Genomic DNA, 18,065 nt, shown 5'->3' on the forward strand with positions numbered 1-18,065 from the left:
CATCCTCCTAGACTCATCACGCCAGAATAAAAATCTTTAATTAGAATCAACTTTTGAAATATGGTCTACTAATTCTTCAATGGTTTGGTTAGAGAAAATAGCTGTCGGTGAAATATTGATATTACTTTTCTTTAATCTTAGAGCAATTCTCAAACTAGAAATTGAATCTCCACCTAGATCAAAGAAATTATCACTCAACTTTAAATCATCTCTCTGTAAGATGTCTTTCCAAGCAGTCATGACAATATTTTCAATGCTATTTTCATCCTCACTTAAAATCTCCAAATTTAATTTATTCTCTAGCATTTTATCAATGTTCTCCTGAAACCTTTTTAGGAACGATTGGATTTTATATCGTTTCGTTTCATCGTTGAACATAAAGCCTATTTCAGTTTTGTCATTCAGCGAAACGATAAAGCTGCTATTAAAATTACTACCAGCTCTGTAATCGATATCAGAAACCCCCATGTTACTGAAAAGCTCATTGTTGATTGGGTAATCCTGAAAAACAAAGATATTTGAAAACATTTCACTGTTCTCTCTCAAGGTCCTCTTAGTAGATTTCAAGACCCTATTCAAGGAAACATCTCCATGCTTCACTAGATTTTTTAGGTATTCATGTACCTCATCGAGTAATTCATCAAAAGTCGAAAGCTTTCCGAAGTTCACTTTCATAGGTAAGGTATTCAGCAGACAACCTATAACGTTCAGCTCATCCAGTTCTAAATTTTGTCTACCTGAATTCGTGACCCCCACCACCGTCAACTCTTCCAGGTTCTCCTCATGAGTAATCTTAGCATAAAGGGATAGGAAGACCGCATTAGGTGAGACATTCTTTTGTTTCGCATATTTCAAAACCTTATCCGTGATATCGGTGCTCAGATATACACTTTCTGTTCTTGCCATATCAAGAATCTGATTCTCTGCCTTAGGCTTTTCAGGAATTTCCATAAGATAATCTTTCCAGAACTCTAGGCTTTTTTCGTTAGTTCGATTTTTAATAAGATATTCTCTAAATTGATCATTGACACCGGTATGGATATCTTCACCTTGAACGAGATTATCATAGTGACTAAAAATTCGGTTCAATAAGAACGAACTGCTCCACCCGTCTAGTAGCATATGATGGTAACTGATGACTAGATTAGTAGCTGCTCGTTCTTTAATAATATAAAACCTGATTAAATATGAGCTTGGGAACGTGAAAGAATCATTCAAATCTTTCTCAAGAATTTCTTCTAGAGATAAAGAACCATCCTCATATACTTCAATAACCTTATCATCATCTACGACTGGTTTCTGCACCGGAACCTCGTTCTCATCAAAATAAACCTTGTTGTTCAGCACACGATATTCATTCAAAGTGGTCAAGATACTATTTACTAAAGTATCTTTATTAATTCTATTATCAATTTTAACCACCATTTGTTGATGGTATATACCTTTAGAATTACTGGTTAGAGTTTCCCACAGCATGCCTTGTTGAATGTCACTTAATGGGTACTCCTCAGCGTCTTCTATTTGGATGTTCTCAACAGTCCCTGAATCTTCCTTCTTCAATGTTTGAAGTGTATCAATAAGGTCAAAGATAATTGGAGTCTCGAATATCGCACTCGTTTTCATATCTAATCCCATTTTCTTAACTTCCACCGAGACTTTAATTGCCCTAATCGAATCTCCCCCAAGGCCGAAGAAGTTATCTGTCGGGCTTATGTGATTAACTTTTAAAATCTTCTTGAATATATCAATTATTTGGTTTCTTTTATCTTCATATTCATCACCAATTAGTGATTTACTGTCAAATTTCCCATTTGAAGTAATCTGATAATCGGTCAGAAAATTAATCTCTGAAGGGACCATATACTTAGGTAATCTTCTTCTGAGTTCTTTGATGATCATTGACTCATCAAAATCTTTTTCTTTACCTAATACTACAAACGCAGATAGATAATCTAATTGAGAATCATCCAGTTGCTTTACTAGTACCTTACACTGAATCGCTTTGGTTATATCGTATATTTCTTTTTCAATCTCTGATAACTCTATCCGATAGCCATGATATTTAATCTGGTTATCTTCTCGACCAATGAATAAATAATCACCCGACTCGAGTCTCTGTACAAAGTCACCTGTTTTGTAATATAGAACCCCTTCTATTCTAACAAAGCGCTTATTAGTCTCTAAAGGATTGTTCTTGTACCCTTCAGAAACCCCATCTCCTGTAATATACAACTCTCCCTTGTTCGCCTCTTTGACATTCTCATCGAAAATCTTAAACTCAAAATTAGATGTCGGTTTACCTATAGGGACAGCCTCAGTACTGACCTTGTCGTCGTACTCAAATATCGAACTTGAGATTGTAGCTTCTGTAGGTCCATATTCATTAAAAATTTTACATTCATCCGAGACGACATTTTTTATCCTTTTTGCAAGATTTGTCGTAAGTTGTTCCCCTCCTAAGACTATTGTACGTAAGGAGGTAAGATCTTTGTCAAAGGCCTCGATATAATCAATCATATGCATTATTTGAGAAGGTGTCAGATTGACAACGGTTATTCTGTTCTCAGAGATGAAGTTCAGAAAGTCCTCAGCATTCACAGCTGTTTTATCATCCATCACATATAATCTTCCCCCTGTTAATAGGGTTTCGAAAATTTCCCATATAGAGAAGTCAAAACTTAAATTATGGTATTGGATGTTTCGATCTTGATTCGAGAATTTGAAAAAGTCTTTATTCCATTCTATGAATGGGGAGATATTATAATTAGTAATAGTGATACCCTTCGGTTTTCCCGTCGAGCCAGATGTATACATCAAATAAAGCTTATCCGAAGGCTCGTATCGGAAATTCAATTCACCGACAGAAACATCTTTTTCCCATACATGATTAATATCAATAGTATTTAAAGATTTATCGAGCTCATCCTCGAAGTCAATTAGACCATCTGTAATGATCGAAGACATACCGCTGTTCTGACATATATAAATAACTCTGTCCCTAGGCAACTTTTTATCTAATGGAACGTATACACATTTTAATTTCAGTAAAGCCAAAAGAGATACTATACTCTGTGGACCTCTATCCATGTAAAGACCGACGTAAGAGGATTCTTGAATACCATATGAAAGGAGATTTTTACTCAACTTATCTACTTGATTAGCTAATTCTTCATAAGTATACTCTAACTCTTTATGGCTAATTGCAATATCATTTGCATATAACTTAGCTGCGGTTTCAAATTCTTGAATGAGGATTTTTTCATTACTATATTCAGTCTGCCGACCAAAAGATTCAACCGAAGATTCCGATTTTATTTTATTGTCCTGTGATAATTCATCGAGAGCATCCAGAAAATGGTTTTGTATAGAGCGAATGCTAGTCTCGTCAAACCTAGTATTATCGATTTCAAATGAGAATACTATTCCTTTCGAGGTAAATTCATAAAAGAAGGATAAATCAAACTTATTCGTATTCGGAAACAACCCCAATTTTTCTATGCCGTATTTAGAGAAGTTAATTTTAGATTTCACTTCAGTGAATATAATATTATACAATGATGATTCCACATGCCTATCCAAGATGCTCAATTCGTTTACTAACTCTTGTGAGGAAACATCTCTGTTCTCTAAAATGAAATAATATTCTTCTGAAACCTTATCAATCAGCTGATTGATATATTCTATATTGTCGAGATCAATACAGATAGGTAAGGTATTGCTAAAGGGTCCAATACTCTTGAATTGGGCATCGGATGACCTGCCCGAAACAGGTGTCCCGATTGTGAAGTTAGACTGTCCTGTATAATTTTTAATACTGATGATAAATGCTGAGAGCAGGATGATATAAGGTGGTCTCTTTCTTCCCACACTTAACTCAATGACCTTCTCTTTAACCTCATCCCCCACATGAAATTGAAGGATTTTTTCATTCAAGTTTTGTGTTTCGATAACCGGCCACTCAATATTGTGATTTACTTTCTTGAGCTTATCAATCCAGACCTCGTTATTTCGCTTTTTGGGGGAATCGTGCCCTTTTATGATTTCAAAATAAGAGGTTTTGGTATCGGTCTCATAGCCACTCTCAAAGTCTGAATAAGAATCAAATAGTTCCTGCAAGTAAACACTAAAACCATCTTCATCTATTAAAATATGATGAAACTTAAAATATAATATCGTTTCATTCTGCGAGTATTTGTAAATAATCACTTTATATAAAACATCTTTTTCTAAATCGAATGGAATCACATTTTCTTGAGCTATCTCTTCAAGAATATCTTCAGTTGTGGCGAAAGGATCCTCTACGATTTTTAAGTGGATCTTATTCTCAAACTCTTTTTTTACGTAAATCTCCTCATCAATCTCGATGAATTTCATTTGCAATATATCGTTATTATTATGTACTTTTCTTAAAGAACTGATAAATTTTTCTTGATTGAATTCTTTGTTCATTTTATAGGCTTCATAGACATTATATGCTGAACTTTTTGGATTTATCATCTGCAAGGTCCACATTTGTTTCTGGAAATCAGAAGACCTATTCAATGTACTGTCGATTGTATGCAAATCTTTTCCCCTGCTATACAAGAGATTGCCCCCTTTAATTTAATTTGTAACTTCCGACTATCGAGTATATTATTTAATAACTAAAGTTGTTCCATTATTTATCTTCTCTATATCTTCTAATACATCTAAATATTTTGTTTTGTTCGTAATAATAAACCCTACCCGATCTCCAGCATTTTCTGGTATTCGAACGTTAGAGTTTTTATTTTTATATCCAAAATAGTCCATTGACTCCACTTCTTTTGAAAAATGGATATCCTTTAAAACCCCATCACTGTCTGCAGTGATGAAAGTGATTTGAGAGAAGCTTTCGTGTTTCTTTTCCAGTCTCTTTTCCTTTCCTATAGTTGCGTATAAATAGTTTCTAAGAGTGTCTACACCCTCAGACTGTTTAATTAATTCAGGAATCATCCCACCAGCTAATCTGGGATTGATTTCGATGATATAACATTTATTGTTTCTGATTTTGACTTCCACATGTGCAGGACCAAAAGTATAGCCTATATGATTCAGACAATGCTTTACCGTACCTATAATCTCATTTTTCACATCTTCCTTGATAGCAGCTGGATATATATGAGATTTTTCTACAAAGTAAGGTTCACCTATCACAAATTTTTTTGTGACTCCGATAACTTCGATTGATTTATCGAAGAATGTTTCAACACTATACTCCTCCCCTCCTATAAACTCTTCAACGAGTACTTTTCTCTCTAATTCAAACCCACGGGAATTGTGTGTGATATTCAATAATGAACTACAATGATTTATCGCTTCTACGAGATTTGAACATAGTTTGACCCCGTTTGATCCTGATTCATTATACGGCTTCACAATAACCGGAAAATCGAATGGGTGCAAAGCCTCTTTTAAATCTTCATCTTTTGAAATAACGGTATAACGTGGTTGTGGTAGTCTTAATTCCGTCAATATCTTTCTGGTTCGAATTTTATTCCTGCAAATATTCACAAACTCCAATGTATTGCTCGGGAACTTAAACCGCTCACACAATCTCGATACTATCGGAATATAAAATTCACTCGTCGTCATAATTCCTTCCACTTGGTCACTATCCACTAGTTTTTGTACAGTTTCTTCGACTGTTTTGTAATTGTTCGTGTCAACTTCTATAATTTTTATATATTCGGGGATACATGTGTATAACTCAATCTTACGGGTCAATAGGATACAATTTAACCCTTCCTCACGAGCCAATTGGAACGCATGCATTCCTGTGCCCGTGGTATTGGACTCGACAAATATAATCGTTGGATTCTTCATTTACCTACCTCCACTCCATGTAATTCCATGTATCATCACACTCATTTGAATTATTGACCTTTTTTGGATTCACGTCTTCAAAATTAATTTTTTCAATCTCATTTTTTACCCAATACTCATTATTGTATATGGTATCAAAATACCTATCTCCTCTATCAGCCATTATCGAAAAAATATTAGCGTCTTTATTCTGTTCAGCTAAGAATTTTGAAACCCAGTACACAGAACCTGAAGAGTTTCCGGCAAAGATTTGTTCTTTCTTTACTAAATCTAAAGTTGCAGAGAAAGCCTCATTATCATTCAACCAATGAACCATATCAATTATTTCATAGTCGATATTTGCTGGTATCAAACTATTTCCGAGCCCTCCTTGCAATCTGGTTGGCTTATCGTCTTGTCCAAAGAGGATACTACCTACACAATCTACCGCTACTACTTTACATTCAGGAAATACTTTTTTTACATACTTGGCCGTCCCTGATAAAGATCCCCCACTACCTGTGGCGGCCACCAAAAAATCAATGGGTTTATTTAATTTCATTAAATCATCTGCCAAGCTAGCATAAGATTCTCTATTTTCAAGATTTGTATATTGTTTTGGCCAAAAAGCCTTGTCTCCAAATATATCCAGTAACTCATACAATTTTTGAAGACGAGCACCTTGCCAACCTTGATCATTCATCGATTCAACTATATGAACTTTAGTGCCTAGGGCATTCAATTTTGCTAATGTGATTTTGTCTATCCGCGGGTCAGAAATAATATGAGTTTCGATACCGTAAAAATTTCCAACTAGCGCCAAGCCTAAAGCAAAGGTTCCCGATGAGCTCTCGACTATCACACCGTCTCTTTCCAAATCTCCCTCTCTTAATGCTTTCTCAATTACATTTTTAGCAAACCTGTCCTTCATACCAAAAGGATTGGTGAATTCCAGTTTGCTGAATATTCTAGGGTTTTTCAATTTAACTATATGTGTCTTGCCCACCGTCTCAATCAAACTATCTACCATCGCTATCTCCACCTTCAACGAACGTATAATTATTGGATTTATTAATATCCTTAAGAAATTCTTTATATTTTCTCAAATACTCAATATGAACCCTCTGTTGTTCTTTAACAGACTCTGGAGATGTAGATCCACTTGTCAACTTCCTCTTTAATAGCTCCTCTGGATTAAGAAATGAGTTAAACTCTTTTTCTTTTAAAGGGCCGAAACCTCTTTCGTCTTCGATGATTGAATTGAGGGTGAAAAGTGAATTCGAGGTGACCACCTTTTCTCCAGATAAAAATTTCCCTAGTATTTTTTGGGCCTCCCTATAAGGTATTCCATATTCATCACATAAATAATTAGCCAATGAATACCCACCAAAAAAGTCCTCCGTGCATGAATTATAAGCCTTCTCTTCGTCAATGCTCATGTTATCTATATAAATTTTGAAAAGGATAATTGAACGTGAGAAATCATTGAACATATCTTCCAAATATCTTGTACCTTCTTTGTTCACTTCCACAAGATTGGTATAAGGGGTATTTTGAGATGAACTCATAAAATCTGTTAAGAATGAGTTCAAATGATTTACCCCTCCCCTGATTCTCTCTAAAATAGTATGATTCTTCTTTTGAGGCATTGCTGATGAAATACCAACCAGCTCATCCGGTAAATGTATAAATCCATTCTCGTGGCTACTCCACTTCATAAAATCAGTAACGAATCGACTGACTTTATTTCCAAATAATGAGAATTCGAAAGAGATTTTTGTTAGCCAGTCTCTTTCCGCAACAGACACCAGAGCAGTGTGCAAAGGCATATCAAACCCCAAAGACTTGCTCATTTTTTCTCTATCCCAAGAAAATTCCAATCCGGACATTGCTCCTGACCCCAAGGGACAGGCATTGATATCTCTATACAGAAATTCCATCCTATGGAGAGTGGTTCTGATTGCTTCTCCGATAGTGACAAAATAAAACGCAGGACTAACAATCTGTGCTGGTTGATTATGAGTGTAGCCAGGCATTACTACCATGGTGTATTTGTCTACTTTCGCGATAACCACCTCATACAGACTGGTCAATAGATTGATAGCTTCAACAAGTTTTTTTCTCCCATACATTCTCATCGCGGTGGCTTGAAAATCATTTCTACTTTTATCAATATGCCACTTTGGAATAGCGTGCTCAGAATTTTTATAAATGTATTCTTCAAACGCAAATGAAATATCAGACATATTAGCCTCGACGTCAGAAAATAAATTTGTCTCATCTATATCGTCAATGATTTTTATTAGATTTAAGTATTCATCTTCATTTAGCATGTGTAGTCTTCTTTGTTCATCCAAAATCGTTAATTCGATTTCTTTGTAATAAGGCAATAGTTTGTCTTTCTCAAATTCGAATTGAGGTGTAAGCAATAGTCTATCCAGAATTTTATTCGGTGATTGATTGACCCTTCCAGAAAATGTAGATGTTTTCTTCATAACCCCTCCACGGTATCCCCAATATATTGTGTAAAAATAATCCTAGATAATTTTTTTGTATTGTCTGTATCATTCAAAAACATATGCCCCCCAGGAAATTTTATAATATCTATCTCTTTGAAATATTTCTTCCAATGTGATACCGTAATAGAATTCACTTTGGAATCTTCTTCTCCGAAGATTATCTGTGCTTTGACATCTATCTTCTTATTTTTGGCGGATACAGAATAATAGAGGTGTGTGTCCGCGTAAAATATGGGAAATAAGTATTCATACATTGATTCGAAAATCTCTGTTTGACAATCTTTCAGGTCTGCTTTTGAAATAAGATCATAGATGTTTTTTTTCAGCTGATGCTCAACGATCTCCATGTTTATTTTTTCTTTAGTTATCAGGTTTGGCGGATTGGCAGCAGCTATGACTACTTTTTCAAGATGCTTTAGTGAGTTTAATTGGTTACATAACTCATATACCACAGTCCCGCCCATGCTGTATCCGAATAAAATTGTCGGCATCGTTAACATATCCTCAACCATGGGAGTAATTTTATTGCACAGTTCTTCAACATCATAATAAAGATTATTCCTATTCAAATCATGACCAGGCATATTGAGCATAATAATTCGGAAATCCTGTTGGAACAACTCTGAACTCTTCAAAGAATCGAACGAATTGCTCATTCCGCCTGCATAGGGGAAAAATATGATTTGTTTGGAAGTACCTTCTTTCAAGGTTTTAAACCAGTCATTGTTATTCATTATTAACCTCTTCAAGAAACTTAGTTATTATCTCTTGGAGTACTATATCCTTAAGATTACTTTCAATCTGAAAATGAATATGATCCAAACTTTCAATTACATTTACAAAAATGACCTTTTCGGAATTTAAATCCCTTTCGATTTTGTCGATTACGTCTCCAAAAATCAAATCACTGACCTCGGTAGATGATTTTTCGTTGTCATCAAGATACAAGTCCACCTCATAGTTAAATTGAATTGGCGGTGAAGTATAATTGGGAGACGATATGTTTCCACCTTTGAATTCATGTAAAGATGTTTCAAAATCAGTAAAGCATGTTTGATTTTGTTTATAGATGAAAGCAAATTCATCATGAAGATCCCTCACGTATTCAAAATTTTTGCCTCTCAAGTATCTCAAATTCACCAGAACACTAAATAAGATTTCTTTGTTAAAATAGTCAGAAATCGACTTTGCAAAAAGAAAGATAATCTTGTTCTTTCTATACGTTTTCTTTAAGGGGAGAGAAAAGCTTTCTTCTTGAAAGCTTTCTCCCAGAAAGTTATCAAAGGTAGAGATATTGATGTCACTTCCGGTATAGGTTTCACCCTTAGTTTCTTCTATATATAAAGCATCGACTTTTTTCACAGGATATCTTGTTGTATCCATGTCAGTGAGTAACTTTGAACATTCCTCTTCAATCAAATTTAGACTGTGCCCGTCTGCGATTAGATGGGAGAAAACCCAGAAGAGATAATGTTTATCTTTATAAGTCACAAGATAGGGTATATGAAGGTGAACCCCTTTCCAAGAAACGAAATACTCTTCAATGTCCTTTTTCAGTGTTTCTTCCAAATCTTGTTTATTTTTAAAGGAGAAGTATTTAAGTTCGATTTCGGCCCTGTTTTCTATACTCCAATATAGCTGGTCCTCCCCCTCGATTTTTGCTGCTAGAACACTAAACTTATTACTGACTTCATTTATAAGATTGGGCAATACTGCTGAATTATCATTTTCTAACTCTATTTTCAAATAAGTTAGATTTTTCTTTTGCGTGCCCCACTCTTCCAGGTATTTATTTTCAAGTTTGGTTAACTTGCTTTTTTTTTTATGACATCACTCAGTTTCGCCACGGTAGGATTGGCCAATAATTCCGGTAGTGAAATTTCAATACCATACCGATCTGTTAGTAACTTTTGTACTCTAAACAGTAATATTGAGTTCCCGCCGACATCAAAAAATGAAAGACCGTTATCTTCAATGATTATGGGACTCCCGATAACTTCTTGCCAACATTCCTTAATGATTTTTTCAGTACTTGAAACACCAGCTGAACTTTGAAGGTCTGAAACAGTGATTGAACGAATCAATTCGATCCACTTATTTATAATTTCTTCGGCCGCATGTTCTATTTCTTTGTTGAAAGAAATATCTAAATCAAAAGTCTTCAATTGCTCATGAACATTTATATTAAGTGGAATTCCAATGTTTTCTGATCCATTGATAGAAATGATGCTATCTTCATAACTATCAACTTGCGACTGATTGTTTTGAACTTCGTACGAGTAAGCGATATCAAAAAGTACTCTATCATTCTCAGCCATAATATTTGTAACTTGACCTAGCGAAATATCATCGTTCGATAGGAAATCAAAGATTGAATCTTGCACTTTTTTGATGGAGTTTACGGATATCGTTTTAACTTCGGCAGAGAATGGAAGCATTCTTATCAGATTACCAACAATCGGTTCACCCGACTCATTGATCATTGTTCTTCCAGAAGATATCAGCCCTATCCGAGGCTTATTTATCCCTATCTGCTCGATAGAATTGAACAATAGAGCAAGGAGAATACTGTTAGTGGTTGCCCCTATTTCTGAGCTCACACCATTGATATTAAGAGAGTCTTTCTGAAACTGAATTTTCTTATTGACTATTTTCTCTGGATAGTTTTTATCAAAAGACTTGAAGACATTAGATGCACTATCTTTTAGAAAATCACTCCAAAAAATCTCCTTATCACTTTCTACATTCTGATTTTGATGGTCTTTTAAGTATTGAATGTACGCCTTGTTCTCTTCTAACAGTCTTTTATCGTCAAAATAGTAATCGAAGATTTCGTGGAGCACGACGTCACAACTAAACCCATCCAATATCAAATGATTGAATGTGACTACAAAATGATTGGATTTCTCTTCCTCCTCAAAAATTGCTACTGAGAACAGAGATCCTCTTTCAAAATCAGAAACTAATTTTTTTTCTCTGCTACACACATCTTCCAATTTCTCACCATTTAATTTCTTGCTATATATTTTGAACGAGTCCCTATTTCCTTCATTAAAGAAGGTTTGACTAGGCACCCCGTCATGAATTTCTATAGTCGATCTCAAAGTAGGATTTCTTCCAATACAATGTTCAACCGCCTGCTTAATCAATTCATGATTGAATTTGTCAGAAAAAGTATAGACAGCCTGTTGGCAATACAAATCCTTTTCATTGGACGTATTGATTTGAAAGAGCATTTCTTGCTGTGTATCAGTCATTTCTACACGCTCCACAATTTCTCTTCTTTGTAGCGTGCCAATCGGTTGAGCTGTCATACCATTATTTTTTTTTTGGACGAAACCAATTAAATCTCCGATTTTTTGATGTTCCATTATCTCAGAGAATGTTAGATTTATATCCTTATTCTTTAATTTTCTAATTAAGATTGCTAACGATATAGAGTTCATGCCTACTTCAAAAAAGGTTTGATTGAATTCAATGTTTTGACTTCCGGTAATCTCTTCAATGATAGGGATTAAGTTAAATTCATCGAGACCTGCCCCTTCGACATTAGGTTTCATCAGCTCTTTAACTTCATTTAAAATCTGATTGAAAGTCTCATTAAGATTCAACGATTTATCATATGAAACTCGAATCGTCATTCCGTCTAAAGTAGGCATCACATTGAAATTGATGAGATAGGGAACAAAGTCGCTACTGCTCAACTCTGTCACATTGAACTTTTCCATTGCCGTATCTTTTACATTGTAATTGTAAAAAGAGTACATGGAGTCTATAACTGAGGAGTTCAAGTTCTTCGACTTCAAACTAATGTTATAGTCATACGAATCAGATATCAGATTTTGTAACTTAGTATTCGTGGAGATGAATGCATGTTTATCAATCATTTTCTCAAATTCAATCGCGTCATTTTCATAAAGTAAGGTTTGGGTCAAACATCCAACAGTATCGTAAATCCCTTCAATCTCAGGATTTCTGCCATCTACTGAGAATCCGACAGAGACATCATTGCTCTTGCCCTTTCTTGTTATTAGAAGAACATACATGGTAAAAAAGAATGAATTAATAGTTATCTTGTTTTCAGAACAAAATCTCTCGATTTGTAAGTAATCATCGCCCATAAACTCCACTGTGAGTTCTTCAGTTCTATCCACCAATTCAAAGTCTTTAAACAGAGACATGTTAGGTAAATAGATTATTTTTTCAGGTCTTTTTTCCAATATGTCCGAAACCTCAAAAGCATTAATCTGTTCTTCTTCAAGCTGGAATGCCGCGTTCTGCTCTATATTGTAATAGGCATAAAATATCTCGTTTACAATGTTGTTAAGACTCGTCCCATCTAATAAGACATGATGATAACTCATTTCAAAAGTAGTGCTATAATCGTTTACCATAATCTTGAGATTAAACAGCGGAGAGGAAAAAATATCAAAAGTATTTTCATTGTATTTTTTTCCGTTAGGAGTTTTGTCAAATGACTCACTCGACTGAAACTCTACTACATCGGTCATATCAAAAGTTGGGGTGAAGACAAAGTAAGTGTTTTCCAACTCCACTTGCGAGATAAGTGTCTTGTATTTATTAAAAATTTGATTAAGACTCTTTTCTAAGATGGCTTCTTTCATGGGATGATCGACTGAAAAGATAATTTGTTGAAAGTAGGCATTTTTTTCACTCTTCATGGAATCAACTAGAATGCCAGATTGCATCTTATTTAATTTCATCGCTCTTGGTTTTCTCACTAAAAATTGTCCTGTCGCTTTGACAGTTTTATTATTATTTAGACTTTTATGAATAATATCGTTGATACTCTTTGAATGAATAATCGAGCTAAAGTCTATCGAATAACCTTGGTTCTTGAGTCTGGCGACTAATTTCGCACACTTTAATGAGTCTCCGCCTAATTCATAGAAATTGAGAGAGCTATCAGTAATCTTTTTTTGAATGACTTCTTCAATGGTATTTAAAATTTTGATTTCATCATCCACGACTGTTACCACTTCTTGGTCGGATAATCCCTTCACACATTTATGTAAGTAATCAGTGCTGGATAATAATTTTCTATCAACTTTTTTATTATGGTTTAGGGGAATATGATTTAATTGTTGAAAAGTAGTAGGGACCATATAATCTGGTAAAATTTGATTTAGCTGTTTCCGTATGTCGATTATGTTTTTTTGGTCGTATTTAATCTTAGATGATGTGAAATAGCATACCAGCATTCTTGTGGAGATATTTTTATCATCGACAGCAACCACAACTACATCATCAAAAAGATCTAGTTTTCTTAAAGCTTTCTCTACTTCACCTAACTCAACCCTATATCCTCTAATCTTTACTTGGTCATCAGTTCTCTCGATAAAAATATAACTACCATCATTCAATCTCTTTACTACGTCACCTGTTTTATAGTATTTACCTGGATAAGTGACGTCACTAAGGTTGACAAAGCTCGATGCATTCTTCTTTTCATCATTATAATAACCAATTGCAACACAGTCCCCACCTATGTACAATTCACCTTCCCCGTCACCATAGTCACCTTCATTAATTATTTCAAAAACATTTGAAGCTGTAGGTACTCCTATTGGCAAACTTGGAAGATCTAAAAATTCTTGAATAGTATCTTGGCCCACCTCTAACATCGCGGACGTTATAGTGACCTCAGTCGGACCATACTCATTGAACACCCGACATCCTGTGTTCAAGAATGAAAATGCTCTTTTTACGATTTCTGTGGGAACTTTTTCAGACCCGACGAATAAGTACTTTAGAGAGCTCAAGGGTTTTTCGTTAAGAATATCGCAATATTCAATTAAAATTGTCAACTGCGATGGAGTAATGCTCAAACTAGTGATACCGTGCTGTTTTATATTTTCAATTAACGATTCCAAATTTTTATTCTCTTGGATTATGACAAGCTCCGCACCTGCAATTAAAGAACTGAATATTTCCCAAACTGAATTATCAAAACTTAATGAATGGTTTTGCGCTATGACATCTTTAGGTGTATAATTCATCTCTTTCTGGTTCCAAATCAAAAATTTAGTTATATTTTTCTGACTTATTACAACTCCTTTGGGATTCCCAGTCGACCCTGAGGTATAAATCATATAAGCCTCATCAAGAGAAGTTACATTAATCGAAGGGTAACTGGAGGGGTACATACTCACTTCATGGTTTTCTATCTGCACCTCACCGTTGATGTCAAACTCAATGTTAATTTCGACTTTTGATAATGCTTTATCTGTTATTAAGCTCTTTGAATCGCCTGTTTTTCTATTTCTCATTTCAGAAGTCAATAACATAGTTAAATCACTATTGTTAATAATATATTCCACTTTTTGATCTGGTAATGTAGTGTCGATTGGCACATAGGCTTTTCCTGCTTTAACAATAGAAATAATAGCTATAACAGCTTCTATCGAGGCATTGATATACACACCCACAAACTTGTCCTCGCACTTATCAATCAAATAGTTGGCATATTTATTCGTTACTTCATTTAATTGTTTGTAAGTGATTACTTCATTCTCGGACCTTATGGCAACATTCTTATTATTACTAGAAAAAACAGAGAACATCAAGTCAACTAATGTCATAATTTTTAATTTCCTTCCTTAGCTTAATATAGGTTTTTGCTAAATTCTTCTGAGATCAGTTCAAACATCAGCGTCTGATAGGTGATTAAGTCATTGCTAAAATGTGAATGTACTTGAAACTCTATCTCAATATTCTGATTATCGTAATAATAATAGGTGACCGAGGGAAAACCGTTTTTATCTACAGCATAGTTATCTAACAAGGAGAAGGTTTTGAAGTCCTTTGCTTCTAATGGATAATTTTCATATAGATACAATTCGCTAAATAATTGTTCGTTGTATTCAGTTTTATTGATGAGGTGGTTATAAGAGGTTAAGTTATTGTTCGAATGGTATATTGACATTAACACTGTATCCTGCAACTCGATAGCAAGGGATTCTAGATCTTTTTTGTCGATGTCTTTTATTCGAATCGGAATGATTTTTATCATGCATCCAACAGCATTTTCAATATCCATTATTTCATCAAATTCTCTACCCGAAGTTACTATTCCGATGGTAATGTCATTCGTGTTTCTTATTGCAGACAAGAATTTAAAGTGAAACGCTAAACATAACGTGCTCACTGTGAGTCTCTTGACCTTTGAAAATTCAATGACTTTTTTTGAAAGCGCAGTAGATATCATGAAGTTTCTTTGAAATGTATCAAGATTCTGATTTACTTTATAATTAGACAGGCTGTTTATTTCATAAGGTTTGTAACCATCCAACATGTCTTCCCAGTATGTGATATCACTTTCGAGGCTTTGATTGGATAAGTGACAGTACTTAAGAAAGACTTCATTGATTGGCTCATCTTTGAGAGGTAGACCCTGATTTAATAAGTCATATGTTTCCAAAAACTGATTACGAACTAGTCCAGCAGACCAACCATCAATCAATATATGATGATATGAGATAATGATTTTGAAGTTAGGTTCAGTATTATTTTTTAGAATAATACCGCGAATTAACTCCGGTTTACTTAAGTCAAAACCCTCCTTCAAATCTTCTGTTAGTACCCTCTGCAATGATCGATTGTCCTTCAGTTCAGCAGAATCTATAATCTTATATTGAACATCTACGTCTTCATGTACTTTTTGAACTACATTCCCCTCATCATTAATGTAAAAAGATGTGCGGAAAATTGGATTGTTATGCATGACTCTTTTTGCTGAGTTCAGCAAATTCTCCAGATTAAACTCTCCGCCTAGTTCATATATGCTTTGAATATGGTAGAAGGGTTGGTCAGGATTAGCTATACTTTCAAAAAAAATTCCTCTTTGAACGGGTGTCAATTCTATCTCTTCATGTAATAAATTCATAATTCCTCCATATAAGATTTAATTCTTCAAATCAGCTGCGGATTTCCTCAAATAATTCATCTAATGATTCACTCTCAAAAATTCTTCTAATCAGGATTTCTTTGGAATATTCTTTCCTTACTTGATCTTGTAACTGTATAGCCGCTAAAGAATGCCCTCCCAATTCAAAGAAGCTTTTACTAACATCCAATTCGGTTATTGCCAGAGTCTCCATGAAAATCTTATATAATTTGTCTTCATTTTTGTTTTTTTCTTTTTTGTAGGCATACCGTTCATTATATAAATTAATTAGGGACCTGTTATCAGCCTTACCATTCAAATTCCTTGGGATTTCATTGATCTGAATAAATAGATTTGGTATCATATAATCGTTTAATGATTGTTTACACCAGAGTCTTAATTCTTCAAATTCTACATCTTCATTACAACTTGTTACAATAAACGCCAGTAACTTTTGTTCCGAGATGTTCTCACTATCATTAAAAATAACAACGCTATCATTTACCAAAGGATTTTTCAGCAAGACATTTTTGATTTCATCTAGTTCCACACGATATCCATGGATTTTAACTTGTGTATCTTCTCTCTCTACAAAATAAAAATCCTCACCTATCTTCTCAATAATGTCTCCAGTATTGTACTCATTATTCTCGGCTCCATAAGAGAAAACTTTATCCGTCTGCTCAGGTAGTCCTAAGTATCCTAATCCAGACACTGCTTTTCCGCTTAGATATACTAATCCCTTATCAGGAATGCTTTCATCGCCCTTCTTTATCGTAGCTTTTAGTCCCTGGAACTCAATCCCAATAGGAACATTACCTAACCGTTCGTACAATCCTACTTCAACTGTGCTTAACTCTTTTATGAATGAACAGACCGTGCACTCCGTGGGTCCATAAGCGTTATAAAAAGAGATATCTTCGCCGAAGTGTCCATACACTCTCTTCACAAGATTTGGTGTAAGCTTTTCCCCACCCAAAAGCATCATATTGAGTGTGTTTTTCACCTCTACTTCAAATAAATCAGCAGTATTCAGTAAAGATGCACAATGTGAAGGGGTCATATTTAAATAAGTTAATCTTTTTTCCTTCACAAAATTTATTAACTTAAATTGATCTAGCCGGGTGTCATCATCAATCATGTAGAGGGCACTACCTGTACAGATTGAAATAACGGTCTCCCATATAGAAAAGTCAAAGCTTAAGGAATTCATCAGAATAGATTTGCCATTCTTAAAATGATTAAAATATTTTTCTGTTTCTACTATCAAGTTACTTAGGTTGGAATACGATATCTGGACACCTTTAGGTCTTCCGGTAGATCCAGAAGTGTAAATCAAGTATGCCGGAGATTGATTTGAGACATTGATTTCTTCCAAAGACTCGTATTTCACCGTATCTTTATTTAGCAACATCTCAATATCAATGATTTTCGCTTTTTCAGAAATTTTATCAGGAATATTCTTGATTAAATCTTTGTTAGAAATGATTAGTTTGCAGTTGGAATCATCTATGATGTATTCCAACCTTTCTGGAGACATGCCTTTCTCTAAAGGCACATAAGTATTACCAGACAAGAATATCCCATACATTAAGGCAACCTGATTCATCGAAGGGGGTAAAAATACCCCAACCTTGGAATCGCCCTCGATTAAAGATAGAAGCAACTGACCTAATTTATAGGACCTCTCATAAAAGCCGTGGTAGTTTAAAGATTCATCCTTGTCTATTAACGCCTCGTAGGAGCCATTGCAATCCATTAATCTCTTCAATTCTTTTAAAACTTGGTTCTTCATTATCCCTTCACCTTCCAATAAA

General features: G+C 34.6%; 9 protein-coding genes. All 9 read right to left on the bottom strand.

Annotation, left to right across the window (positions count from 1 at the left end):
* Window positions 1-36: 36 nt before the first annotated feature.
* Window positions 37-4,563 carry a non-ribosomal peptide synthetase gene (locus KNO99_RS13090; protein WP_214749399.1) on the bottom strand — a complete coding sequence of 1,509 codons (4,527 nt, stop codon included), beginning with the start codon at window positions 4,561-4,563 and terminating at the stop codon, window positions 37-39.
* 69 nt (window positions 4,564-4,632) lie between these two features.
* Complete coding sequence (locus KNO99_RS13095) at window positions 4,633-5,844, bottom strand: ATP-grasp domain-containing protein (RefSeq protein WP_214749402.1); 1,212 nt, start codon at window positions 5,842-5,844, stop codon at window positions 4,633-4,635.
* A 4-nt stretch (window positions 5,845-5,848) separates the two neighbouring features.
* Entirely contained in the window at window positions 5,849-6,853 is a 1,005-nt protein-coding gene (locus tag KNO99_RS13100; RefSeq protein WP_251131065.1) for a cysteine synthase family protein, read from the bottom strand.
* Window positions 6,843-8,318 carry a lyase family protein gene (locus tag KNO99_RS13105; protein ID WP_214749404.1) on the bottom strand — a complete coding sequence of 492 codons (1,476 nt, stop codon included), beginning with the start codon at window positions 8,316-8,318 and terminating at the stop codon, window positions 6,843-6,845. The genes KNO99_RS13100 and KNO99_RS13105 overlap by 11 nt, the downstream gene beginning before the upstream one ends.
* The gene (locus KNO99_RS13110) at window positions 8,315-9,076 is read right to left on the bottom strand and encodes a thioesterase II family protein (protein ID WP_214749407.1); all 762 of its coding nucleotides are present in this window, start codon (window positions 9,074-9,076) and stop codon (window positions 8,315-8,317) included. Before KNO99_RS13110 ends, KNO99_RS13105 begins: the two co-directional genes overlap by 4 nt.
* Window positions 9,069-10,088 (bottom strand): hypothetical protein, encoded by a 1,020-nt coding sequence (locus KNO99_RS13115; protein WP_214749409.1) that lies wholly within the window; start codon window positions 10,086-10,088, stop codon window positions 9,069-9,071. Before KNO99_RS13115 ends, KNO99_RS13110 begins: the two co-directional genes overlap by 8 nt.
* Before the next feature lie 59 nt (window positions 10,089-10,147).
* Window positions 10,148-14,944: a non-ribosomal peptide synthetase gene (locus KNO99_RS13120; RefSeq protein WP_214749412.1), complete on the bottom strand. Its 4,797-nt coding sequence runs from the start codon at window positions 14,942-14,944 to the stop codon at window positions 10,148-10,150.
* A 23-nt stretch (window positions 14,945-14,967) separates the two neighbouring features.
* Entirely contained in the window at window positions 14,968-16,248 is a 1,281-nt protein-coding gene (locus tag KNO99_RS13125) for a condensation domain-containing protein (protein ID WP_214749415.1), read from the bottom strand.
* Between the two features lie 31 nt (window positions 16,249-16,279).
* Window positions 16,280-18,043 (bottom strand): non-ribosomal peptide synthetase, encoded by a 1,764-nt coding sequence (locus tag KNO99_RS13130; protein WP_214749418.1) that lies wholly within the window; start codon window positions 18,041-18,043, stop codon window positions 16,280-16,282.
* Window positions 18,044-18,065: the final 22 nt, after the last annotated feature.

The organism is Exiguobacterium sp. s189 (genome assembly GCF_018617615.1).
Taxonomy (GTDB): Bacteria; Bacillota; Bacilli; order Exiguobacteriales; family Exiguobacteriaceae; genus Exiguobacterium; species Exiguobacterium aestuarii_A.